Source organism: Arthrobacter sp. SAFR-044, assembly GCF_059414985.1.
Genome location: NZ_JBPFDN010000002.1, coordinates 449,302 through 472,470 on the forward strand (window position 1 = coordinate 449,302; position 23,169 = coordinate 472,470).

Below are 23,169 nucleotides of genomic sequence, written 5' to 3' on the forward strand. Positions count from 1 at the left end.
CTAGCGTAACGTTGGAGCCGCCCTGTCCGCCCTCTTTGAAATACCGGGGACGCCCCATGACATTCGCCTTTGACAACTCCCCGGTGTGGCTGGATCTGCTCGGCGTGTTCTTCTTTGCCGTCTCGGGATCGCTGCTGGCGGCGCGGAAGCAGATCGACATTGTGGGATCACTGTTGCTCGCCTCCCTGGTGGGGCTCGGCGGCGGCGTCATCCGGGACATCATCCTCGCCCTTGTCCCCGCGGCGTTCACCAACCCGGCATACCTGGCCCCGCCGCTGCTGGCCACGGTGCTGGTGTTCTTCCTGTTCTCCAGCGTGCAGCGCTACACCTCGCTGCTGATCCTTTTCGACGCCGCCGGTCTGGCCCTGTTCTGCATGACCGGCACGCTCAAGGCCCTCGCCACCGACCTGAACCCGGTGGCATCCGTGCTGCTGGGGGTGACGACGGCGGTGGGCGGCGGCCTGCTCCGCGACATCACGGCCAATGAGGTACCCGAGCTGTTCAACCCGAAGGATATCTACGCTCTGCCGGCATTCGTGGGTTCCTCGCTGACAGCCGTGCTGTGGGTCCTCGGCGTGTTCAATGTGCTGACCGCAGCCGGCATTGCGGCACTGGTTTTCACGTTCCGTGTCCTGGCCTGGCGGCGCTCCTGGCAGGCGCCGCTCGCCGTCCGCGGGTGGCACCGGAGGGCCAGCGATTCGGGGCTGTGACGTTGGTTTCGATGTCATTTTGGGAGCGCCGCGATTAGCTAGGATATGAGCATGACTGACATGTTCCTCGAGAAGTTCCGCGCGCTTGTTCCGAAGTATCTCGAGGATGAATGGCAGGAAGCAGACGGCCTGACCCCCGAGGAACTGGACAAAGCCCTCGCGGAGCACCAGTTCGAGATCCCCCTGGTCCTGCGCGAGTTCTACCTTGCACTGGGTGGCTGCGAAGATTTGATGGAGGCCTACCACTACTTCTGGGACCCCGAGGAGCTTGAGGTCGATGACGAAGGCTTCCTCATGTTCCTCGAGGACGAAGAGGAAGCGTTCACCTGGGGCTTTCGCGTAGGCGACCTCAGCGTTCCGGACCCTATCGTATACCGCCGCAATAATGCCCGCGGCCAGTGGAAGTCCGAGGAAGGCACCTTCTCCGAGTTCGTCTTCGACATGTTCGAGTGGGCCTTCGAGGACGACGAAGAGGAAGAGTAAGGGCTCCCTTCTCCGTTGACGTGAATGCGTCACTTATGGACCGGATTTTGGCGAGTGCCCCTGCGTTTGCAGGGGCACTCGTCGGTTAACACACCATAAATCACGCAAACAGGTCGCCAGGCCCGCTGTTCGTTGGCCTCCGCCACACCCGCAGCACCGCCTGGACCTCCGCGACCATGGCCTCGGGCCCACCTCTCCAACTCCGGCAAATGTAGACATGCCGCCGAACCCGTAATCCGGCCCGCGCAAAATGGACATTTGCGAGTACCTCCAGCACTGAGTCCGCGCGCGGAATCACCAGGTCCAGAACCGACCTGACACGCCCATTGCGGCGCCCATGGCAGCGCGCGTAGAGGAAATCGAGAGAGAGATGTCACCGGCGCCCACAGCCGACTGCACCATCACCAGCGCCTCCAGCTCCGGCAGACAGTGCAACGCATGAATAAGCACGTCAGCGAGCCCCAGCACGGGCAGCCAGGGATGCCTCGGGTACTTGGGCCGGCCGTGGTCGACGACTCCGGGCGTACGGGTGGGGTGGCTCCGGCTTAAGTGCAGGCCAATTGGGTCGTTGAGAGTCCACAGCTGGTAGATGGGCGCGGCGGACAAACACGTGAGCCGCCCGCCGGCCGTCAGAGCACCATTGCGTGATTTTTAGGCTGGGCAGAGTCCCGGCCCCGCGTACCGAAGGGGTTCGGACCTACCTGTCCAGCTGTAAATCGCGCAATTGAGCGAGGACGGTTCCACGCAGGCCGTCGGAGCTCGCAGAAAATTCTTTGACACATGCAGTTACAGAGGACTTGCGCACTGTGACAAACCTGTCATAAGCTATTCACGGATCCGCTAAACGCCTCCGGCGGGTCTGATGCGAACGGAGAGACAGCCCCGGTTCACAGCAGCTTCGGCTGATGCGGACCGGGGCTGTCCCGTTAACGCCCCATCCATCGATTGCTCCGTACTTGTCGTTTTAGCGCGTCAAAACGACAAGTACGGAGCAATCGATGGAAAGAAGAAGCCCGGCCCCACCTGGACAACCAGGGGAACCGGGCTCCTAAGAAACGTGTGGTCAGCTGGCGCGGTCCACCACGGCCAGCGCGAAGTTGGACAGCGATTCCTTGACCACGCCCTCGGGCAGCGGAGCGAGGGCGTCAATGGCTTCCTTGGCCCACTGGCGCGCAACCACCCAGGATTCGGCGGTGACGGGGTGCTCGCGCAGTCCTGCAACGGCGGCCGCCAACGCTTCGTCGGAGGACAGGTCGCCGTCAATCAGTTTCAGGAGGTCGACGGCGGACTGGTCGCCACCAGCAGCAGCCTTGCGCAGGAGCAGCACCGGCAGGGTGGGTACCCCTTCGCGCAGGTCGGTTCCCGGGGACTTGCCGGACTTGACCTTGACCCCGGTGACATCGATGACGTCGTCGGCCAGCTGGAAGGCCACACCCACCTTCTCGCCGTATTCCACCAGGACGTCTTCGTACGCCTCATCAGCCCCGGAGAAGATGGCACCGAACTGGCCGGAGGCAGCAACAAGGGAGCCGGTCTTGTCCGCAATGACGGACAGGTAGTGCTCGATAGGGTCCTCATCCGGCCTCGGTCCCACGGTCTCGTGCAGTTGGCCCAGGCACAGCCGTTCAAAGGTACGGGCCTGGATGCCCAGCGCGCGGCCGCCCAGCTCCGACACCAGGATGGAGGCGCGGGCAAAGATCAGGTCGCCGGTCAGGACAGCCACGGAGTTGCCCCACACCTCGTGGGCCGTGGGGGCGCCGCGGCGGAAGGGCGCGGAGTCCATGACGTCATCGTGGTACAGGGTTGCCAGGTGCGTCAGTTCAACCACGACGGCGGCCTGCACCACAGCGGGCAGGGACGCGTCACCGAGGTGGGCACAGAGCAGGGTCAGCAGCGGGCGGATCCGCTTGCCGCCGGCTTCCACCAGGTGGCGCGACGTTGCGTCAGCCAGGGGATCCGAGTTGGCAATGGCTTCGCGGAGCTTCTTCTCCACCTTGGCCAGGTTGTTGGTGATGGCCGGGCCCAGCTCGGCATCCCCCGCGATGGCCGCGAAGCCCGCAGGCAACTGGAGGCCCGTGGCGATGGCGGTGGTGTTGAGGCTGGGTTCGGAGTCCGGCAGGCCGTGCCCGGCATGCGTCCAGCTGTGGTCTGCGGAGTTGGTCACGGGTTAACCCTAACTTTTTGTTGCGGATACCGCTGGTTCGAAGCTGGCGGGACGGTGGATGTATTACTCGTGGCCGGAACCAGTGATTCCAGGACGCGGATCACCCGGTCCTCGAAGCCCTTCGCGGCGGGGTCGGTGAGGTTGGCAAGGAGCCGGACCACGAACCGCATCAGCAACGGGATGGGCATTCCGGTGCGCAGTGCGAGCTTCATGACGGCCGGCTTCCCGATCAGCGCGGCAAATGCCCGCCCAAGCGTGAAGTGTGATCCCCACTGGTTCCGCACATAGTCCGCGTACCGCGAAAGGTGCGCGTCGGCGTCGTACGTTCCCCCTGCCGCCAAAGAGCGCGAGGAGGCGTCGATGATGAACTCAGCCGCGAACCGTGCCGACTCCATGGCGTAGGAGATGCCCTCGCCGTTGAAGGGCGAGACCGTGCCGCCGGCGTCGCCCAGGAGCAGCAGGCCGGGCGAGTAGTGCGGGGTGCGGTTGAAGCCCATGGGCAGCGCGGCGCCGCGGATCTCCCCCACCTGGTTCTCCGGCGTGAAGCCCCAGTCTGCGGGCATGCCGGCGGTCCATTCGCGCAGGACCTGCTTGTAGTCGAGCTTGCCGAATTCCTTGGAGGAGTTCAGGATGCCCAGGCCCACGTTGGAGGTACCGTCGCCCACGCCGAACACCCAGCCGTAGCCCGGCAGCAGCTTGTCGTCGCGGCCCAGAGAGCCGGCGCGGGTCCCGCGCCGAGCTTGCGAGGCGTGGGGAGCCGGCGAACGGAGCTCCAGCCAGCCTTCCATCCAGTCATCGTCGGTGCGCGGGGAGGTGAAATAGGTCCGGACGGCGACGCCGAGCGGACGGTCGTCACGCTTCTGGATCCCGAGGGACACGGCGGTGCGGGTGGAGTTGCCGTCAGCAGCGAGGACGACGTCGGCACTAAACTCGCGAGTCTCCCCCGTCTTACGTCCGGACTCGTCAAGGAGCGCTGCGCGGACTCCCGTGACCCGGCCGGCGTCGTTGCGGATGGCATCCGTCACGCTGTGCCGCTCAAGTATGGTTGCACCTGCCGACTGGGCGTGCCGGGCCAGCTCCTCGTCGAAGCCCAGGCGCGTGCGGATCAGCCCGTATTGCGGGAAGTCGGACACCTCGGGCCAGGGCAGCTCGATGGTGCGGCCGCCGGCGATCAGGCGCAGGCCCTTGTTCCGCCGCCAGCCGTCGTTCTCAGGATGCGGCAGGCCGAGCTTCTGGATTTCCCGGACGGCGCGCGGGGTCAGGCCGTCGCCGCAGACCTTTTCGCGCGGAAAGGACGTCTTCTCCAGGACCGTGACGTCGATCCCGGCCTTGGCGAGGTAGTACGCGGCGGTGGATCCGGCCGGACCCGCGCCGACAATCAGTACCTTCACAGGTCAGCGGACGGTGTTGCGGCGCAGCTTGGCCACCGGGCCCTTGTGCGCGGCGATGGCGGCAGCAGTTCCATCCAGACGGCCAGCCGAGGAATCGGCCGCCTTGAAGGCGCGGTGTACTGCCACGATGCCGCCGGTGAGGTTGCGGTAGGTGACCTTCTCCCAGCCGCTCTCCTGCAGCCATGCGGCCAGGTGGTCCTGGTCCGGCCAGGCACGGATGGATTCGGCGAGGTAGACGTAGGCATCCGGGTTGGAGGCGACCTTGACGGCGATGGCCGGCAGGGCGCGCATCAGGTATTCCGTGTACATGGTGCGCCACAGCGGAACCACCGGCTGCGAGAACTCGGCGATGACCAGGCGGCCGCCGGGCTTGGTGACGCGGAGCATCTCCTGCAGCGCCTTCTTGGGCTCGTTCACGTTGCGCAGGCCGAAGGAGATGGTGGTGGCATCAAAAGTGTTGTCCGCGAACGGCAGGTTGGTGGCGTCCCCGGCGACGAAGTTAATGTCCGGGCGGCGGCGCTTGCCCACCTTGAGCATGCCCAGGGAGAAATCGCAGGCCACCACATCTATGCCGGCATCGGCATACGGTTCGCTGGAGGTACCCGTTCCGGCCGCGAGATCCAGGACCCGCTGGCCCTTGGAGACTTCCATGGCGTCCACCACGATCTTCCGCCACCGGCGGGTCTGCCCCATGGACAGGACATCGTTGACGACGTCGTATTTCGGTGCGACGTCGTCAAACATCGTGGCTACTTCGTCCGGACGCTTATCCAAGGATGCTCGGTTCACCATGACATTGTCTCAAATGTTCCTGACGGTCCTGACCAGCCATGCCGGGCTCCTCCGGAGGGGGCGGGCCCCGAAAAGCCGCCGGCGTACGCGGGAGTAGTGTTGTCTCATCATGACGAGCACGTTCCGCACCCTGACGGTCCCCCTGGATGGAAAAGAATTCACCGGGGGGCTTCCTGCGTTTCTGGTCCGGGACGATGTCCTCTGCTGGACCCGCCGGGAGGCCGGACTGGCCGGTTTCGGCGAGATCGCGCGCTTCACCTCCACGGGGCCGGACCGGTTCCTTGAGGCCGATATCTGGTGGCGGCACTTGGTCCTGGAGGCCGAGGTCACCGACTCCGTGGAACTGCCCGGCACCGGCCCCGTGGCCTTCGGCTCCTTTGCTTTCTCCAAGACGTCGATCCACGAGTCACGGCTGATCGTGCCCGAGATCGTGGTGGGCGTGCGGGACAACCAGGCCTGGCTCACCCAGTTGACGTTCGACGGGGGCCCACTCACCGAAGAGACGGCCCTCGCGGCGCTGGACCGCTGGCTGGACCGCGGTTCCGCCGGTGCCCCCGCCGTGGAAAGCACGACGGCGGCAGCGGACTCCGCCGGGGACGATTCCGTACGTGCCGTACCCGGCACAGGAGGCGGCGCCGTCGTCCGCCCCCTCCCCCTGGCAGCCGGCGCAACGCTGCACACCGGCTCCCTCAGCGAGGAAGCCTGGATGGACGCCGTCGCCGCCGGCGTTGCCGAAATCCGCACCGGCGCCCTGGAAAAGCTCGTGCTGGCAAGGGATGTAGTGGCAACTATTCCTTCCGGCGTACATGCCGCGGACGTGTTGCGGGAGCTCGCCGCGCGGTACCGGGAATGCTGGACCTACGGCGTGGACGGGCTGGTGGGCGCCACGCCCGAGATGCTGATCCAGGTGGAGGGACGCACTGCCCAGGCCCGCGTGCTGGCCGGCACCCTGGACCGCCGCGACGCGCACGGCGAGGACGGGCCGCCGATGGACTACGCCACACGCGTCCTGGCTGGCTCGGAAAAGCAACGGCATGAGCATGAGATCGCTATCCAGTCGCTGACCACACAGCTGGCGCCGTTCTCCGAGGCGATGAATGCCCATGACGAACCCTTCATCCTGGAGCTGCCCAACGTCTGGCACCTGGCCTCCGATGTCAAGGCCGAGCTCACCGAGGTGGAAGGCCACGTGCCCACCTGCCTGGCCCTGATCAACGCGCTGCACCCCACCGCCGCCGTCTGCGGAACACCAACCCTTGTGGCCGGTGAACTGATCCGCAAACTGGAACACCTGGACCGCGGGCCGTACGCGGGTCCAGTTGGTTGGCTGGACGCAGCCGGAAACGGCGAGTGGGGCATCGCCCTGCGCGGCGCCGTCATCGAGTCCCCCGAAACCGTGCGGCTGTATGCCGGCTGCGGCATCGTTGACGGTTCGCAGCCAGAGGCTGAACTCGCCGAAACCTGGGCCAAGTTCCGGCCGATGCTGGAGTCCCTGGGCATCAGCAGCTGACGTTCTTCCCGCCCCACGTGGGTAAGGAGTCTGGGATGACAGACGAGTGCTGCTCTGGAAGGCTTGATTTTGTCACCCATACAGTTATCCAATAGTGAAACTTAGTTGCGTGTGACGTACCTCTCTTGTTGAGCGTTACACTATAAGCCGCGTTAGTACCTCATAGCCCCTGCAACAAAAGGTAAGAAATGCAGACTCCCCGTACCCTCCTGGGCACTTCCAAGCTGACCGCTGCCACCATGATCGCCATCAGCGCCCTGGCCCTCTCAGCATGCACCAACGCCTCGGAAACGGGTCCCTCCAGCGCGGCCACCTCCTCGGGCAGCGCCAGCGCCAGCTTTGATCCCACCACCGTTAAGAAGGACGACGCCCTGGCCGCCATGGTCCCGGACGCCATCAAGTCCAAGGGCACCATCACGGTTGGCTCCGACACCAGCTACGCGCCGGCCGAATTCCTCGGTGCCGACGGCCAGACACCTGTCGGCTACGACGTGGACATTGCCAAGGCCATCGGCGCCACCCTGGGCCTCAAGGTCCAGGTCCAGACCGCAGAGTTCACCGGCATCCTCCCGGCCCTCGGCCCCAAGTACGACCTGGGCATCTCCTCGTTCACCATCAACCCGGAACGACTGGGCGCAGTGAACATGGTCAGCTACTTCAACGCAGGCACCGCCTGGGCCGTGAAGAAGGGCAACCCCAACAAGTTCTCCCTGGACGACGTGTGCGGCAAGTCCATCGGCGTGCAGACCGGCACCGTCCAGGAGGACCCGGACCTGGCCGACCGCAACAAGAAGTGTGTTGCTGACGGCAAGAAGCCCATCGATATCGTCACCCTGAAGAACCAGACGGATGTCACCACCCGCCTGGTGAACGGCAGCATCGACGCCATGGCCGCCGACTCCCCCATCATCGGCTACGCCCTGACCCAGACCAACGGCCAGCTGGAGAAGCTGGGCGACGTCTACGATTCCGCTCCGCAGGGCATCGCTGTGGCCAAGGCCGACACCGCCTGGGCAGAGGTCATCCAGAAGACCGTCACCAAGCTGATGGCAGACGGCTCCTACAAGAAGATCCTGGACGGCTGGGGCAACTCTGAGGGCGCCATCACCAAGTCCGAGGTCAACCCGGCGGTCAAGTCTTGAGTTTTCGCGTTACCGACGACAAGTCAGGCGTGCACATGGAACACCATCAACACCGGGACGCACCGGTACTGAACAAGTCAGTGCCGGTGCGCCACCCCGGCCGGTGGATCAGCGCCGTCATCATTCTCGCGTTCGTTGCGGTGTTCCTGCAGAGCCTGGTTACCAACCCCAACTTCCGGTGGGACATTGTCGGCACCTACATCCTGGACGTGAAAGTGGTCCAGGGCGTGGGCTGGACCCTCCTGCTGACGGTTGCGTCAATGGTGCTGGCGATCGTCCTGGCCATTCTGCTGGCGTTCATGCGGCAGTCCGACAACCCGATCTTCCGGTGGTCCAGCTGGGTCTGGGTGTGGTTCTTCCGCGGCACCCCTGTCTACACCCAGCTGGTGTTTTGGGGCCTGATCGCAGTTCTGTACCCCAAGATCAGCGCCGGTGTTCCGTTTGGGCCCGAACTCTTCAGCCTGGATACGGCGAGCGTGGTCAATGCGACCGTTGCCGCGATCCTCGGCCTGGGCCTGAACGAGTCCGCCTACCTGGCGGAGATCTTCCGGGCCGGCCTCAAGTCCGTGGACCGGGGCCAGCAGGAAGCTGCCGAAGCGCTGGGCATGTCCAAGGGCAAGATCATGTGGCGCATCATCCTGCCGCAGGCCATGCGCGTGATCGTTCCGCCCACCGGCAACGAAACGATCGGCATGCTGAAGACCACCTCGCTGGTCCTCGCCGTTCCGTTCACGCTGGATCTCACGTTCGCCACGAACGCCCTGGCCAACCGGACCTACCTGCCGGTTCCGCTGCTGATTGTGGCCGCAATCTGGTACCTGGTGATCACCAGCATCCTCATGGTTGGCCAGCACTTCATCGAGGCCTACTACGGCAAGGGCGTGGACAACCTCGCCCCGGCAGCCGTCAACCCGGCTGCCGCCAAAGCGGCCGGTGCCGGCGCTGATGCCCAGCGGTCAATGAAGACGGACTTCCCCGAGGAGAGTGCACGATGACCGTCACAGCAGAGAAGCCGCTGGTCAAGATCGAGGGCCTCCACAAGTACTACGGTCAGCACCATGTCCTGCGGGGCATCGACATGACCGTGAACCAGGGCGAGGTGTCAGTGGTGATCGGGCCTTCCGGGTCCGGCAAGTCCACCATGCTGCGCTGCGTCAACCTCCTTGAGAGCATCAGCGCCGGCCGGATCTCCGTGGGCGGCCAGCTGATTGGCTACCGCGAGGTCAACGGCAGGCTCCATGACCTCAAGACCAAAGAGATCGCCGCCCAGCGCCGCGAGATCGGCATGGTGTTCCAGCGGTTCAACCTGTTCCCGCACAAGACCGCGCTCCAGAACGTCATGGAAGCGCCGGTGCATGTGAAGGGCCAGTCCAAGGCTGCCGCCCAGAAGCGGGCGCTGGAGCTGCTGGACCGGGTGGGGCTCGGCGACCGCGCCGGCCACTACCCCTCCCAGCTGTCCGGCGGCCAGCAGCAGCGCGTTGCCATCGCGCGGGCCCTGGCCATGGACCCGGAGCTCATGCTCTTCGACGAGCCCACCTCAGCCCTGGACCCGGAGCTGGTGGGCGATGTCCTGAACGTGATGAAGGACCTGGCCAAGTCGGGCATGACCATGATCGTGGTGACCCACGAGATCGGCTTCGCCCGCGAAGTGGGTGACACGCTGACCTTCATGGACGGCGGCGTGGTGGTGGAATCGGGCGACCCGCGCGAGATCATCGCCAACCCGCAGCATGCGCGCACCAAGGAGTTCCTGGGCCGCGTGCTCTGACGCGGTTCCACACTTTCGACACGCAAATGCCCTGTCGCTACCGGTATATCGGTAGCGGCAGGGCATTTCCGCGTCCCGGGGGGATTCTGTGCGTCGATGCTACTGGCCGGAGAGGACGCCCTCGACCGCGGCAGACACTGCTTCCTTGATCCGGGTGTGGAGCTGCCGCAGCGACCGGCGGTCCGTCCGGACCTCCACGATGCTGCGCCCCTGCACAGGCTGGCTTAGCGCTTCGGCGAGTCCCGCCGTCGTACTGACCAGGGAATGTCCGACGCCGTACGCTGCGGCGAGTGCCGCAATGTCCACGGAGTGCGGGGTGCCAAAGAGGCGTTCGACGGCGCCTCCGTAGCGGCCGCATTCCTCCACACCCCCGTGCTCGAGCAGGCTGAAGATGGCACCGCCGGCGTCATTCAGGACCACAATCCGCAGGTCCGGTTGTTCTTCGCCGGCGCCGAGGAGGAGGCCGCCCGCGTCGTGCAGGAAGGTCACGTCGCCCAGCAGGACGGTGGTCTGCTGCCGGCCGCCCAAGGCGATGCCGGTGGCGGTGGAAATGGTGCCGTCGATGCCGGCCAGGCCCCGGTTGGCGTAGACGATGGCGGCTGGATCGTGGGCGGGAAGTCCAGCGAGGTCAACGTCGCGGATGCCGTTGGAGGAGCCGAGCAGCAGCTGGCCGCGCGAGTGCTTCCAGACCTGGGAAGCAACCGAAGGACCCGTGGCGGGCGGCTCTGTGGACAGCACCTGGTCCAGCGCATGCTGTGCCGCGGACCCGGCGAGCAGCCACGAGTCCAACCAGGTGGAGCTGCCGCGGCCGGCGAACCCGGCGAGGTCCGCCAGGTTTTCCAGCGGCAGCTCGGTGCGGCGTCCGGGTTCGTACCAGGCCACCGGGACGGGCTGGTACAGGGCGGATTCCACGTCGGCGCTTGCCAGCAGCGCGGCCACCGGACGGGACAGCGTGGGCCGGCCGAACAGCACTACGCGCTCGATAGGCTGCGCCGAACCGGTCCTGAAGTGCTCCAGCAGCAGCCGGTAGGGGCCCACGGCGTTGGGGCCGAAGCGGGAGTTGGAGGATGGTTCAGCGAGCAGCGGCAGGTTGTGGGCGCGGGCGAATGCTTCGGCCACCGGACCGGCGTCGTGCCCTGCCAACACCACCGTGCGCCGCTCCGGCAGGGTCTCCGGGGCCGGCGGCAGGTTCATGACCAGCGGCTCGGCTCCCACCCGGTAGCGCTGCCGCTCCACGGCGTCGGGCAGTCGATCCTCAGGAGCGGGCACCAGCGGGTCGCGGAACGCGAGGTTGAGCTGGACCGGGCCCGGCGGAAGGTCCGGGAACGCGCCGGTGGCTGCGGAGAGTCCGGTCCGGAGGGCCCGCTCGGGGTTGGTGCCGGCGGGAACATCGGCGGCGAACCGGACGTGCTCGCCAAAGAGGTCCGGCTGCACCGTGGTCTGGTTCGCACCAGTCCCGCGCAGCTCTTCGGGCCGGTCCGCGGACAGGACGATCAGCGGGACGGCGGCATGGTTGGCTTCCATCACCGCGGGCATCAGGTTTCCGACAGCGGTCCCGGACGTGGTGAGGACGGCTGCGGGCGAGCCGCTGGACAGGGCAAGGCCCAGCGCGGTGAAGCCTGCCGCGCGCTCATCGATCCGGACCAGCAGGTCCACCCGGCCTGCCGCCGAGGCCTCGGCGAGGGCGTATGCCATGGGGGCCGACCGCGAACCCGGCGATACCACCACGTGCCGCACGCCGCCGTCGAGCAGGACCTCGACGGCGATTCGGGCGGCAGCGAGGGCGCTTAACTCAGGAGCAGGCGTCTCCGATTCAGGGGTGTCCAGTTCAGGAGTATGCGTCTCCGGTTCGGCCTCGGGGGTGTCGGCAGCGGGGGTGTCCGGAGTCGGTTCGTTCAGCGAAGTCACCAACCCAGTTTGCCACCCTCCGACGCCCCATCACCTCCCGCCCCAATCCACCACACGCCCCATCACCTCCCGCCCCAACCCACCACACGCCCCATCACCTCCTGCCCCGGCGGCCCCGGGAAGTGATGGGGCGTTCCCGAGAAGGGGGCTAAAGGTGATGGGGCGTCGCCGGATAGCGGGCGGAACGTGATGGGGCGTCGGGAGAGAGCGCAAGCTCACACGAGTTAGGTAAACTTCACCCAAGCAAGAGATCCCAGCACCCGAAGGACCACCCATGAAGCGCAAGGCCACCGCCCTCGACGTCGCCAAGCTGGCAGGCGTGTCGCGCAGTGCGGTGTCGCTGGTGCTGAACGGCCGCGGCGACGGCAACGTGGCACTCGAAAGCCAGCAGCGGATCCGGGAGGCAGCGGCAGCGCTCAACTACTCCCCCAACAAGATCGCCCTGAGCCTGCGCAACCAGCAGTCGCGGGTCATTGGAATCGTGTCCGACCAGGTGGTCACCAGCCCGTTCGACGGCAACATCATTGCCGGCGCCGATGCGGTGGCCCGCGAACACGGCTTTGTGACCGTGGTGATGGACACCGAGCTGGATGAGTCCCGCGATGAGAGCGCCGTGGAAACCCTGCTGGACCGCCAGGTGGACGGCCTGATGTACGTGACCGTGGGCCTGCGGCCGCTGCACGTGCCCGCAAACATGGCGCGTGTACCGTCGATCCTGGCCAACTGCTTCGATGACCGTCCGGAGGCAGGGCTTCCGGCCGTGATTCCTGACGAAGTGCGCGGTGGCCGGGAAGCCGCAGAGCACGTGATGTCCCTGGGCCACCGGGACATCGCATTCCTCGCCGGCGACTCCCTGACCCCCGCGGCGCCCCGCCGGATCGAGGGCTACCGTGCGGCCTTCAGCGGCGCGGGGATGCCCGTCAACGAGGACCGCGTCATCCAGGTGGGCTGGGACATCGACGCCGGCTTCCACGGTGCCATGAAACTCCTCGAAGGCGTGGAACCGGCCGCCCGGCCCACTGCCATCCTGTGCGCCAACGACCGTCTGTCCATCGGTGTAGTGCTGGCCTGCTACCGACTGGGCCTGAGCGTCCCGCAGGATGTGTCCGTCATGGGGTACGACGACGAATTCCGCATCGCGAAGGCCATGGTCCCGGCGCTGAGCACCATGGCCCTGCCGCTCCGGGAGATGGGGGCGACGGCCATGGCGTCACTGCTCGCCGAGGTGGGGTCTGCACCGGAGGGAACGTCCGACGACGGCGGCCCGGCTGCCGCCGTCGTCTCCGGCACCGCGAGGGAAACGATGGTTCCCTGCCGGCTGGTGGTCAGGGAATCCACCGGCCCGGTCCCGGCCGGACGCTGACCGCGCCGCCGGCCGGGACCTACCGGACGGGTTTGGAGCGGGTTACGCGGGCCTGGCCAGGCTCCAGACGTCTGCCGTTGCCCCTGCGGGAAGGCTCAGGTGCCACTCCTCCCCCGCAGCCGGGTAAGCACGCAGCGTGGTTGCCACCGACCCGGAATGGTACACCTCCACCAGGGAGGCATCCACGAACACCCGCAGCTCCTCCCCCGCGTCGACGCTGCCGCTGAAGACCACCTGCCGGCTTCCGTTCCCCACCAGGAGCAATTCCACCGCACCGCCCTTTGCTGCGGTGACCACGGCCTCGGCGAAGGCAGGCAACGGCACCATTCCGGATGCCTGGCCGGCGAGCAGGTCCCCGCGGTAGGCATCGACTTCCGGGGCAGGGCTGACCGCAAGGGAACCGTCGATTATCGAAAGCTCGCGCGGGAAGGTCAGGACTCCGGCCCACCCGGCGGCGTCGATCTCTGCCTGGCTGCGGCCGCGGCGCCCGTCCCGCCCGGGGCCTTCGTTGGCCCAGCCCCACAGCAGGGCCCGGTTCTCCAGGGACACCACCTGCGGGGCGTAGAAGTCGCGGCCCAGATCGGACTTTCCGCCGGTCCGCGGCGTGAAGACGGGCAGCCCTGTGGCGGGGTCTTCGGCAAGCGATCCGATCAGGTGGCCCACGCCGTTGGCGTGTTCGTGTGAGTCGCCGGCGAGCCAGAGCGAGAACATCATCAGCCAGGTGCCCCCGGCAGGGGCATCGTTGTCGGGCACCTGCACCAGCTGCGGGCACTCCCAGATCTCCGCTGGGGTGAACGTGGCGGCAACAGGGTTCTCCGAGGTCAGCCAGATGCCCTGGTACTTCCAGTCGGTCAGATCGTCCACGGTGTAGAGCAGCAGGGCGGCGTGCCCGTTGGCCAGTCCGGCGCCCTGCATGGCGTACCGCTTGCCGTTGAAGCGGAAAATGAACGGGTCCCGCACTGCGGTCACCAGTCCGTCGGCGGGCATGGTGGCGGAAACGTGGCCTGCCTGCTCCCAGTGGACAAGGTCCTCCGAGCCGCGGGCGATGACCACCTGTGAGTGGCCCCCGTCGCCGCGGACGCCGGAGTAGGCAGCGGTGGGAACACCGTCGTCGTCCGTCACCACCCCTGTCCAGCAGCCGTACTCGTCGGGGCCGCCATCCTGCGGGCGAAGCGCCACGGGGTGCTCCTCCCAGCGGACCAGGTCCGCCGAGCTCACGTGTCCCCAGGCGATCCTGTGGTGCCGGGCCGAGTCCGGGTTGTACTGGAAAAACACGTGGTACCGGCCGTTGATGAAGCTGATGCCGTTGGGGTCGTTGATCCAGCCCTGTGCCGGGCGCGGGTGGAAGCGGGGGAAGGCGGGGTCGGGGTGGGCGGCGGCAACGTCGTCGAAGGTGACGGTGCCGGGATGGACGGCGGCGAGGTCCGGGGAGGTCATGGAACGGCCTTTCGGGCTTGAGGGAGGGAGGTTTACTTGCCGGTTCCGGCTGTGAGGCCGTCCTGCAGGGCGCGTTGGCCGAAGATGAAGACCACCAGCGCGGGGATCATGGACAGGACTACGCCCGCCAGGACCACCGAGATGCTGCCAGTGCCCAGGTTGCCCTGCAGTGAGACAAGGCCCAGCGGGAGCGTGAAGTTCTGTTCGGAAATGGTGAGGATCAGCGGGCGGAAGAACTCGTTCCAGTGGAAGTTGAACGCGAGGATTCCCACGATCGCCATGCCGGGCATCGCCAGCGGCGCGTACACGGAACGGAATGTCCGCCAAGGGCTGGCGCCGTCGATCGACGCGGCTTCGGCGAGTTCTGCCGGCAGCCCCATGAAGTACTGCCGCATCAGGAACGTGCCGAACGCCGTCGGGATGGCCGGCAGGATCAGCGCGAGCAGGGTGTCGGACAGGCCCATGCCGCGGATCAGCATGAAGACGGGGACGATCGTCACCTGCACGGGCACCATCATGGTGGCCAGCACGATCGAGAACAGCGCCCCTCGACCACGGAATTTCAGGTGCGCGAACGCGTAACCGGCCAGGGCTGCGGAGACCATCTGGCCCACTGCGATTACGCCGGTGACCAGGGCGCTGTTGAGGACCAGCAGGAAGATATTCAGCTGCTTGAATACTTCGCCGTAGGAGGTGAAGTCCGGGTTCCAGGGAATGAAAGACGGCGGCAGCTTGAACGATTCCGACGGCGACCGCAGCGACGTGGACAGGGTCCAGAGCACAGGTCCGAGCGTGAGGGCGGCCGCGAGCAGCAGCAGGAGGGTCCGGACGGCGAAATTCCAGTTGAACTTCTTCCGGTTGGGCGTGGTGATGGGGAGGCCTTGGGAGAGCCGGGGGGAATGTCCGGCCAGGCCGTGGTCAGTTGTGGTTGTCATGGCTGGCCTTACTGGTAGAAGACGAATCGTTTGCTGAGCCGGAACTGTGCGGCCGTGATGGCCATGATGATCAGCGTGAGCAGCACGCCGATGGCGGACGCCTGGCCGAATTCGAGCCGCTGGAACGCCGATTCGAAGATGACCATGACGGCGGTGCGGGTGGAGTCGCCGGGGCCGCCGCGGGTCAGGACGTAGGGCTGGTCGAAGACCTGCAGTGCGCTGATGATGGCCATGACCGAGGCGACGAGCGTGGTGGGGCTCAGCAGCGGCAACGTCACGTGGAGGTGTTTGCGCCAGCCGGTGGCGCCGTCAATCGCGGCTGCCTCGTATGTCTCGACGGGAATGGAGGCAAGGCCCCCGATGAACAGGAGGAAGGAGAAGCCGAAGTTCTGCCAGACGTACACCAGGATCACGACGGCGGCCGATCCGCCCGGTGTGGTCAGCCACGGCACGGCGGGGATGCCCACCAGGGACAGGAACCAGTTGACCACGCCGAACTGTTCGTTGAAGAGGTACCGCATGAAGATGGACACCGAGGCGGCGGACAGGATCAGCGGGAAGAAGAACGCGGACCGGAAGAACACCCGCAGCCACGCCGGCATCTTCTCCTGCACCATGACCGCCAATGCCAGGGCGAGTCCCAGCTGGAGTGCCACCGCCACCACCACGAACACGATGGTGTTCAGGAAGGACACCCGCACGGTGGGGTCCTGGACCACTTCCGAGAAGTTATCGAAGCCCACGAAGGTTGGTGCCGAGATGATGTCCCAGCGGAAGAAGGCAAGGACAACCGAGGCCACGATGGGAACCAGGGTGAACAGGCCCATGCCCAGGATGGTGGGCGCCAGGAAGATCCAGGCCAGCCAGCGCTGGTTGTGCCCGGCTCCGCTGCGGCTCCCGGCGCTCGCGGCACCGCCGGAGATGTTGGCGCCGCTGGTGCGGGCCGTCGTCGTACGTGCCCGGCCGGCAGCCCGCTTGGGCCGTTCCCGGGGCGGGGTGGTGGTGCTCATGACTGCCTCCTCAGGGCCAGTTCAAGGTCGCGCTGCATGGATGCGAGGGCCTGCTTGAGCTGCTGCTCGTCCCCGCTGACGGCAAGGGATACGTTCTTCATCAGGGCCGTTTCGACGGCGGCCTGCTGGGGTGGTGCCGGGATGGGGCCAGTGGTGGGGAACCGGTCCAAGGTGTCGTAGAAGACCTTCCAGTGGGCGGGACCCTTGCCGGCATACAGCTGTTCGTTGACCATGGAGCGGCGCGCCGGCGTGGTGATCGGGCTAGGGAAGATCAGCTCCATCGCCTCGCGGCTGGAGCTGAACTTGATCCATTCCCAGGCGGCATCCTTGTCCTTGGCGGTCTTCATGATCGCGTAGCCGGCGGTGCCGAACTGGTGGCGCTGGGTCTTCCAGCGCGGGAAGAACTGGACGTCGAAGTCGTTGGCACCCATGCCGGCCTCATGCAGGCCCTGCACCCAGTAGCCGCCGGCGGGCGTGGTTCCGATCCGGTTGGAGGCGAACAGGCCCACCAGGGAACTGCCCCCGCCTTCTTCCGGCCGGACGCCCAGTCCGTCCTTGACCAGGCCGCGGAGGTAGTCGAAGGACTCGAACACCCGGTCGTCGTTCGCGTTCGGTTCCAGCCACTGGTAGCCGCCGGAGCGGAGGCTGCGGGAGGGGTCGTTGGCGTAGAAGCCGTCCCAGAGCCAGTCGCCGCCCGCGGACCGGGTCTCTTTGAGGAAGCTGGTGTCGTTGGCGTAGAGCCACGGCACCACACCGCCGAAGAGCCGGTTGGTCCAGTAGTAGGGCGTGAAGTCGGAGGTCCGGGCCTTGCGCATCGCGGCGAGGCTGTTGCGGAAATCGATGTGGGTCCAGTCGTCGGCCGGCTGGTCCAGGCCTGCCTGCGCGAACGCGGCCGTGTTGTAGTACATGTTGGCCGCGTTCCAGTCCATGGGGAGCTGGTACAGGCTGCCCTTGTACATGAAGGCTTCCACCAGGCTGGGGTGGACGTCGTCGAAGAATTCGCGCATGTCCGCAGCATCGCGGCGGATGTACTCGTCCAGCGGGTGGGCCAGCTTTTCGGCGAACAGCTGGGCGCCCTCGGTCGCCACGTACACCACGTCCGGCGGGGTTCCCGCGGCCACCATGGTGAGGATCTTGGTGAAGAAGTCTTTCCAGTCCACGGCCTGGATGGCTTGGACCTTGACCCGGATCTCCGGATGGAGGCGGGTGAATGCGTCGATGGCACGTTGGCGGGCGGCGGCGTCCGCGGCGGTGCCCATGATGGCGATGCTGAGGCTGTTGTCCCCGCGGCCCGGGATGTCCGTTCCGGAGAGCCGCGGCCACGACGCCACGGTTGCTCCGATGATTCCCGCGCCGAGGGCACCCAGGGCGGTACGGCGGGTGATGTCCCGCAGGTGCCCGTTTATGGCTCCGGTCATGTCGTTTTCCTTCCTAACACGTGTTAGGAACTGTAGATTACGAACCTAACACGTGTCAAGCATCACATGGAGCGCCTCCACGGCAGCTGGGAGAGACGCGCGTTTAAGCCCGAAACGCCCGCCCACCATTCCGCCGGAAAGGGCGGAAGGTGAGCGGGCGTTGACGGAAAAGTCGCCAAAGGTGATGGGGCGTTGACGGAAACGTCGCCAAAGGTGATGGGGCGTCCCCGGAACGGGGGCCAAAAGTGATGGCGCGTCCGGGTGGGCCGGGTTAGCCGCGGAAGACCTGGACCACTGAAGGACGGGGCGCGCGCACCTGGCCGGGGGCCGGCGTCGCACCTGCAGGGACGTAGTCCGGGAAAAACGAGTTGGGCGCCTCGAAGGTGCCGTCCTCGCCCGGGTGCTGCACGGAGACGAACACCGTGCGCTCGTCGTCGTGGATGACCGGGCCGCAGGTTTCGGCGTCGCGGGGAACGGAAAGGAACTGCTCCACCTTGCCCCGCTCGACGCCGTGCAGGGTGACCTTGAAGAGGCCGTCGTTGTAGCCGATGCCGGAAGGGGCGCCGTCGGTGGAGATCCAGAGGTTGCCCACGGAATCGAAGGCCACGTTGTCCGGGCAGGAGATGGGCGAAACCTTGTCCACCGGGTAGCCGGAGAAGTAGGTGACGTCACCCTGCGCCGGATCGCCGCAGACCATCAGGAGGGTCCAGTTGAACTTGGTGGAGGTCTGGTCCCCGGTTTCGGTGATTTCCACGATGTGGCCGTCGCGGTTCTGGGTGCGCGGGTTGACCTCGGTTGCGCCTTCCTTGGTGCCGGTGCCGCGGTCGGAGTTGTTGGTGCAGACCACGTAGACCTTGCCGGTGTGCAGGCTGGGCTGGACGTCCTCGCAGCGGTCCATCTTGGTGGGCCCAACCTTGTCCGCTGCGAGCCGGGTGTACACCAGGACCTCCTCGACCGACATGCCCGGGACGGCGGACTTGCCGGCAACCATCAGGGGCAGCCATTCGCCGGTGCCGTCGAAGGCGCCGTCGGAAGGAAGTGCCCCGGTTCCGGTGATTTCCGCAGCGGGTGAGTTGCCGGTGAACTTGGCAACGTAGAGGTCGCCCTCGGACAGCAGGTTCATGTTGTGCCTGCGGTCGCCCTCACGGTATGTGTCCGCCGAGACGAACTTGTAGAGGTAGTCGAACTTCTCGTCGTCGCCCATGTAGGCCACCACGTGGCCGGATGCGGCCACGATCACGTTGGCGCCCTCGTGCTTGAAGCGGCCCATGGCGGAGCGCTTCTTGGGGGTGGAGGTGGGATCGAACGGGTCGACTTCGACGATCCAGCCGAAGCGATTGGCCTCGTTCTCGTAGCCGGCGTTGCGGGTGTCGAAGCGGGGGTCATCGAGTTCCCACTTGCGTGCGGTGGGCTTGGCGGTGAGACCGTAGCGCTTGTCGCCGGCTGACGTGCCGCCGGCCACGAAGTAGCCGTTGAAGTTTTCCTCGCCGGAGAGGATGGTGCCCCAGGGGGTGGTGCCGCCGGAGCAGTTGCCGAACGTGCCCTTGATGGCGCGGCCGGACGGGTCGGCCACGGTCTTCACCAGCGCCGAGCCGGCAACCGGGCCGGTGAGTTCGTAGGTGGTGTCGGAGAGGTAGCGGCGGTTAAGCGGCGCGCCCTTCACGTAGCTCCACGGCTTGGTGGTGTTCTTGCGCTCCAATTCCACCACGGCCAGGCCATGGGCGGCGCGGCCGATGGCGCGGGTTTCCACGGGGTCGCAGCCGGCGGGAACCATGATGCTTTCGTTGGTGTACTCGTGGTTGGTGAACAGCACCGCGCGGCGGCCCTTGCTGCCCGGAATCTCCACGATGTCCGTGTAGTCGTTGTTGTAGCCAAACTGGCGGGCCTGGGCTGCCGCGGTCTGGTTGTCCAGGTCGAACTCCGGGGAATCGCTGAACAGCGGGTCACCCCAGCGGATGATGGGCTGCCAGGTGAAGCCCTCCGGAACGGTGAACGCGTCAACAGCCTTGTCCACCGGCTTGATGGCGGTGAACTGCAGCTTGGAGTTACCGAAACCTTCCTTGGCGGCCTTGGACAGGCCCGCGGCGGAGGCAGGTTCAGCGGAGCTCACGGCTGAACCGAGGGCGACGGCGAGGGCACCGGCGGCGCCAAGGCCCAGGGCGGCACGGCGGGACATGGTGGCCGAGGCGATGTCGCGGAAGTAGCTGTTGGAGCTGGTGTTGCAGACGTCACCGGCGCAGGCGTTGTCGCACTTGAGCGCACAGGTGACGGGGCTGCGCTTGCCCTTGGTATGGCCGAGCATGGGCAGCAGGGTGAACTTGCGGGCAGTTTCAGACATGGGGAACCTTCCAAGGAATCTCACTGGGGATGCCCGATCACCCTTCCAGCCTCTTCCTACGGCTGCCCATCAAATGGATGAACTTAGGGTGAACCCCCTGTGACCTGCAGGAACGCTGCCTATTCCCTCATCGGTTGCTCCGTACCTGCCGTTTTGAGGCCTCAAAACGACAATTACGGAGCAATCGATGGGGTGAGGAGGGCGTGGACGCGGCGGAGCCGGTCAAGCCACCAGTCCCGACGTTCCGCGGGCGCGGCAAACCGCTCCAGCAGCCCGACGTCGGCGGCCACGTCGCGGAGGCGGATGGCGCCGTCGTCGGCCACCAAGGGGTCCAGGGTGACGTCGGATTCAAACAGGGACACCGTGCCCAGGCCGCAGGCGTAGGGCAGCTCCGGCAGGGCGGCGGCCAGCGCCAGCCCGGCCCGGATGCCCACGGAGGTGTCCAAGGCGGAGCTCACGACGGCGGGAAGTCCGGCCTGTGCCACGATGTCCAGGGCGCGCCGCACTCCCCCAAGCGGCGCCACCTTGACCACGATCAGGTCCGCCGCGCCGGCCCGGGCAACGCGGAGGGGATCAGTTTCCTTGCGGACACTCTCGTCCGCCGCGATCAGCACCGGAGTCCCGGCGTCCCGCAGCCGGGACCGGACCTCGGCCAGCCCCTCAGTGGACCGCACCGGCTGCTCTGCGTACTCCAGCCCCACCGGCGCCAGCCGGGTCAGTGCCTCCACGGCGGCCGGTACGTCCCACCCGCCGTTGGCATCCACGCGCACGGCCGCGTCCGGTAAAGCGGCGCGGACGGCAGAAAGCCGCGCAACGTCGTCGTCCAGTGACTGCCCCTGCTCCGCCACCTTGACCTTAACGGCGTCCACCCGGCCGAACCGGGCCAGCACGTCCGGCACCCGGTCAGCGGAAACCGCCGGCACCGTAGCGTTGACGGGAACCGATGTCCGCAGCGGCGCGGGAAAGCCATGCCACCCAGCCTCGATGGCCGCGGCCAGCCACCGCGCGGCCTCGGCGTCGCCGTACTCCGGGAACGGGCCAAACTCGCCCCAGCCCGCGGGGCCGCGGAGCAGGAGGGACTCCCGCTGCGTGATCCCGCGGAACTTCACCCGCATGGGCAGGCTGACCACGTGGGCGCTGGCCAGCAGTTCCGCGAGCGGGGGAACTGGTTGGGGCGGGGTACCAGGGGCAGTCGGGAGACCGGGGTTGGGCATGCCGTTTACTGTACGCCGCTGGTCCGGAGCGCCCAGTTACTCCCGCACCACCCGGATGGTGCCCAGCGACGGGTCGGCCGGATCGGGCAGGACCATCCCGGCCTTCAACCCCGATTCCAGGTACTCAATGACCGCTTCGTTGATCCTCTCGCCGGGAACAACCACGGGAATGCCGGGCGGGTAGGGCGTGATCTGCTCGGCAGCGACCCGTCCCACAGCTTCCCGCGCGGGCACATCTTCACGGGGACCGAAGAAGGCGTCGCGGGGAAGGGCAACCGTCTCCAGTTCCAGGTCCCACGGCGAAGGCAGGGAAACCTCCGGAGGGGACGGAAGCGAAGGGGCTGCGTCAATAAGGGCACGCAACGCCGCCAGCAGCCGCTCCGCGGAGGCGTCGTCATCGGCCATCGACATGGTTGCCATGATGCGGCGGTGGTCACTGAGCCCCATGTCAATGCGGCAGTTCTCCCGCAGCCAGTCCGCCGCCTGGTAGCCGCTGATCCCCAGCCCAGAAAGGTCCATGAGGATCTGCAGCCGGTCCAGGTCGTGCGAGGATTCGGCGGCGAGGAGCTCGTCCTCCAGCACATGGATCCCGGGGAGCGCATCGATGTCCCGGCGCAGCCTCCGGGCCAGCCCCAGCGCATTGCCAAGGAGCTCGCCCCCGTGCTGGACCATCTGGCGGCGCCAGCCATCAATGGCCGAGTACAAAATGGCATTCGGGCTGGTGGTCATCAGCAGGTCAGCACACTGGGACAGGTGCGCGGCGTCCACCAGGTCCCCCTGGAGGTGGTAGACGGAACCCTGCTCGAATCCGGCACCCATCTTGTGCACAGACACCACACAGACGTCGGCGCCGGCGCTCATCGCCCAGGTGGGCAGGCCCTCATGGAAGGGCAGGTGCGCACCCCAGGCCTCGTCCACGATCAGGGGCTTCCCGCGGTCGTGGCAGATCTTCGCGATGGCGGCGATGTCTGCGCAGGTGCCGTAGGGCGTGGGGCTGACGATCAGGGCGCCGGCCGCATCCGGATGGCGCTCCCACATCTCCTCCACATCTGCGGGTGACGGCGGGTGGGCAATATGCAGGTTGGGGTCCCAGCGCGGCCGGATCCAGCGCGGCTGGATGCCGGAGAACACCAGTCCGGCCGTGATGGATTTGTGGGCATCGCGGCTGACCAGCAAATCACCTTTGCCGGCGGCAACGGCGATGACGGCAGCCTTTACGGACAACGAGCTGCCGCAGGTGGAGAAGAAGGCCTGGTCGGCACCCACGGCATCAGCCATCAGCTGCTCTGCCTTCTTCAGGTATCCGCCGGAGGAGGAGCGGTCGTCCAGGCCTGCCGAGGCGAGGACGTCCGCGCGGAATGTCTCCGCCCCAAGGATGTCCCGGACGCGGGGATCGGCGCCGCGGCCCTGCCGGTGGCCGGGCGGGGTGAAGCCGTAACGGTCCAACTTGTGATAGCTGTCCAATGCGTCCAGCAACGGCGCTTCGTTATGGTCCATGTTGTTGTTCCTTTCGTTGGATCGGTCAGTAAGGCCTTGTGCGGCGTTCAAAGCGGCGCGGACGACGGCGGCAGCACCGGCCGGCGGCC

At 66.7% G+C, this 23,169-nt stretch carries 18 protein-coding genes; 7 read left to right on the forward strand and 11 right to left on the reverse strand.

Going from position 1 to position 23,169, the window contains the following annotated elements; genetic code table 11:
* Nucleotides 1-56 precede the first annotated feature (56 nt).
* Both ACR65J_RS04830 and ACR65J_RS04835 read left to right on the forward strand, forming a co-directional pair.
* Nucleotides 57-710 (forward strand): trimeric intracellular cation channel family protein, encoded by a 654-nt coding sequence (locus tag ACR65J_RS04830; RefSeq protein ID WP_440166543.1) that lies wholly within the window; start codon nucleotides 57-59, stop codon nucleotides 708-710.
* A 51-nt stretch (nucleotides 711-761) separates the two neighbouring features.
* Complete coding sequence (locus ACR65J_RS04835; protein WP_440166545.1) at nucleotides 762-1,193, forward strand: hypothetical protein; 432 nt, start codon at nucleotides 762-764, stop codon at nucleotides 1,191-1,193.
* 1,063 nt (nucleotides 1,194-2,256) lie between these two features.
* Here the strand turns inward: ACR65J_RS04835 and ACR65J_RS04840 are convergent.
* From ACR65J_RS04840 to ACR65J_RS04850, 3 genes are read right to left on the reverse strand one after another with little or no spacing between them, the layout of a single operon-like run.
* Nucleotides 2,257-3,357, reverse strand: a complete 1,101-nt coding sequence (locus ACR65J_RS04840; RefSeq protein WP_440166548.1) for a polyprenyl synthetase family protein — start codon at nucleotides 3,355-3,357, stop codon at nucleotides 2,257-2,259.
* On the reverse strand, nucleotides 3,354-4,748 hold the full coding sequence (locus ACR65J_RS04845; RefSeq protein ID WP_440166550.1) for a geranylgeranyl reductase family protein: 1,395 nt from the start codon (nucleotides 4,746-4,748) through the stop codon (nucleotides 3,354-3,356). The genes ACR65J_RS04840 and ACR65J_RS04845 overlap by 4 nt, the downstream gene beginning before the upstream one ends.
* A 3-nt stretch (nucleotides 4,749-4,751) precedes the next feature.
* Nucleotides 4,752-5,537, reverse strand: coding sequence for a demethylmenaquinone methyltransferase (locus tag ACR65J_RS04850; RefSeq protein WP_440166552.1), 786 nt, complete (start codon nucleotides 5,535-5,537; stop codon nucleotides 4,752-4,754).
* Between the two features lie 112 nt (nucleotides 5,538-5,649).
* Between ACR65J_RS04850 and ACR65J_RS04855 the strand changes: the two genes are divergently transcribed.
* From ACR65J_RS04855 to ACR65J_RS04870, 4 genes are all read left to right on the forward strand, one after another.
* Nucleotides 5,650-7,050 carry an isochorismate synthase gene (locus tag ACR65J_RS04855; RefSeq protein ID WP_440166554.1) on the forward strand — a complete coding sequence of 467 codons (1,401 nt, stop codon included), beginning with the start codon at nucleotides 5,650-5,652 and terminating at the stop codon, nucleotides 7,048-7,050.
* A gap of 188 nt (nucleotides 7,051-7,238) precedes the next feature.
* Complete coding sequence (locus tag ACR65J_RS04860) at nucleotides 7,239-8,192, forward strand: ABC transporter substrate-binding protein (RefSeq protein WP_440166556.1); 954 nt, start codon at nucleotides 7,239-7,241, stop codon at nucleotides 8,190-8,192.
* A gap of 35 nt (nucleotides 8,193-8,227) precedes the next feature.
* Nucleotides 8,228-9,187: an amino acid ABC transporter permease gene (locus tag ACR65J_RS04865; protein WP_440166558.1), complete on the forward strand. Its 960-nt coding sequence runs from the start codon at nucleotides 8,228-8,230 to the stop codon at nucleotides 9,185-9,187.
* Nucleotides 9,184-9,960: an amino acid ABC transporter ATP-binding protein gene (locus ACR65J_RS04870; RefSeq protein WP_440166560.1), complete on the forward strand. Its 777-nt coding sequence runs from the start codon at nucleotides 9,184-9,186 to the stop codon at nucleotides 9,958-9,960. The genes ACR65J_RS04865 and ACR65J_RS04870 overlap by 4 nt, the downstream gene beginning before the upstream one ends.
* Nucleotides 9,961-10,059: 99 nt before the next feature.
* Here the strand turns inward: ACR65J_RS04870 and menD are convergent, their stop codons facing one another.
* Nucleotides 10,060-11,787: a 2-succinyl-5-enolpyruvyl-6-hydroxy-3-cyclohexene-1-carboxylic-acid synthase gene (gene menD, locus ACR65J_RS04875; protein ID WP_440166676.1), complete on the reverse strand. Its 1,728-nt coding sequence runs from the start codon at nucleotides 11,785-11,787 to the stop codon at nucleotides 10,060-10,062.
* 355 nt (nucleotides 11,788-12,142) lie between these two features.
* Between menD and ACR65J_RS04880 the strand changes: the two genes are divergently transcribed.
* Nucleotides 12,143-13,231, forward strand: coding sequence for a LacI family DNA-binding transcriptional regulator (locus ACR65J_RS04880; protein ID WP_440166562.1), 1,089 nt, complete (start codon nucleotides 12,143-12,145; stop codon nucleotides 13,229-13,231).
* A gap of 42 nt (nucleotides 13,232-13,273) precedes the next feature.
* Here the strand turns inward: ACR65J_RS04880 and ACR65J_RS04885 are convergent, their stop codons facing one another.
* From ACR65J_RS04885 to ACR65J_RS04915, 7 genes are all read right to left on the reverse strand, one after another.
* The gene (locus ACR65J_RS04885; protein ID WP_440166564.1) at nucleotides 13,274-14,668 is read right to left on the reverse strand and encodes a glycoside hydrolase family 32 protein; all 1,395 of its coding nucleotides are present in this window, start codon (nucleotides 14,666-14,668) and stop codon (nucleotides 13,274-13,276) included.
* A gap of 32 nt (nucleotides 14,669-14,700) precedes the next feature.
* Nucleotides 14,701-15,603, reverse strand: a complete 903-nt coding sequence (locus ACR65J_RS04890) for a carbohydrate ABC transporter permease (protein ID WP_324642781.1) — start codon at nucleotides 15,601-15,603, stop codon at nucleotides 14,701-14,703.
* An 8-nt stretch (nucleotides 15,604-15,611) separates the two neighbouring features.
* Nucleotides 15,612-16,613: a carbohydrate ABC transporter permease gene (locus ACR65J_RS04895; RefSeq protein WP_440166565.1), complete on the reverse strand. Its 1,002-nt coding sequence runs from the start codon at nucleotides 16,611-16,613 to the stop codon at nucleotides 15,612-15,614.
* The gene (locus tag ACR65J_RS04900; RefSeq protein ID WP_440166566.1) at nucleotides 16,610-18,031 is read right to left on the reverse strand and encodes an extracellular solute-binding protein; all 1,422 of its coding nucleotides are present in this window, start codon (nucleotides 18,029-18,031) and stop codon (nucleotides 16,610-16,612) included. Before ACR65J_RS04900 ends, ACR65J_RS04895 begins: the two co-directional genes overlap by 4 nt.
* A 271-nt stretch (nucleotides 18,032-18,302) precedes the next feature.
* Nucleotides 18,303-20,369 (reverse strand): PhoX family protein, encoded by a 2,067-nt coding sequence (locus ACR65J_RS04905; RefSeq protein ID WP_440166567.1) that lies wholly within the window; start codon nucleotides 20,367-20,369, stop codon nucleotides 18,303-18,305.
* A 173-nt stretch (nucleotides 20,370-20,542) separates the two neighbouring features.
* On the reverse strand, nucleotides 20,543-21,583 hold the full coding sequence (locus ACR65J_RS04910; protein WP_440166569.1) for an o-succinylbenzoate synthase: 1,041 nt from the start codon (nucleotides 21,581-21,583) through the stop codon (nucleotides 20,543-20,545).
* A gap of 36 nt (nucleotides 21,584-21,619) precedes the next feature.
* Complete coding sequence (locus ACR65J_RS04915) at nucleotides 21,620-23,080, reverse strand: aminotransferase class I/II-fold pyridoxal phosphate-dependent enzyme (RefSeq protein ID WP_440166571.1); 1,461 nt, start codon at nucleotides 23,078-23,080, stop codon at nucleotides 21,620-21,622.
* Nucleotides 23,081-23,169 lie beyond the last annotated feature (89 nt).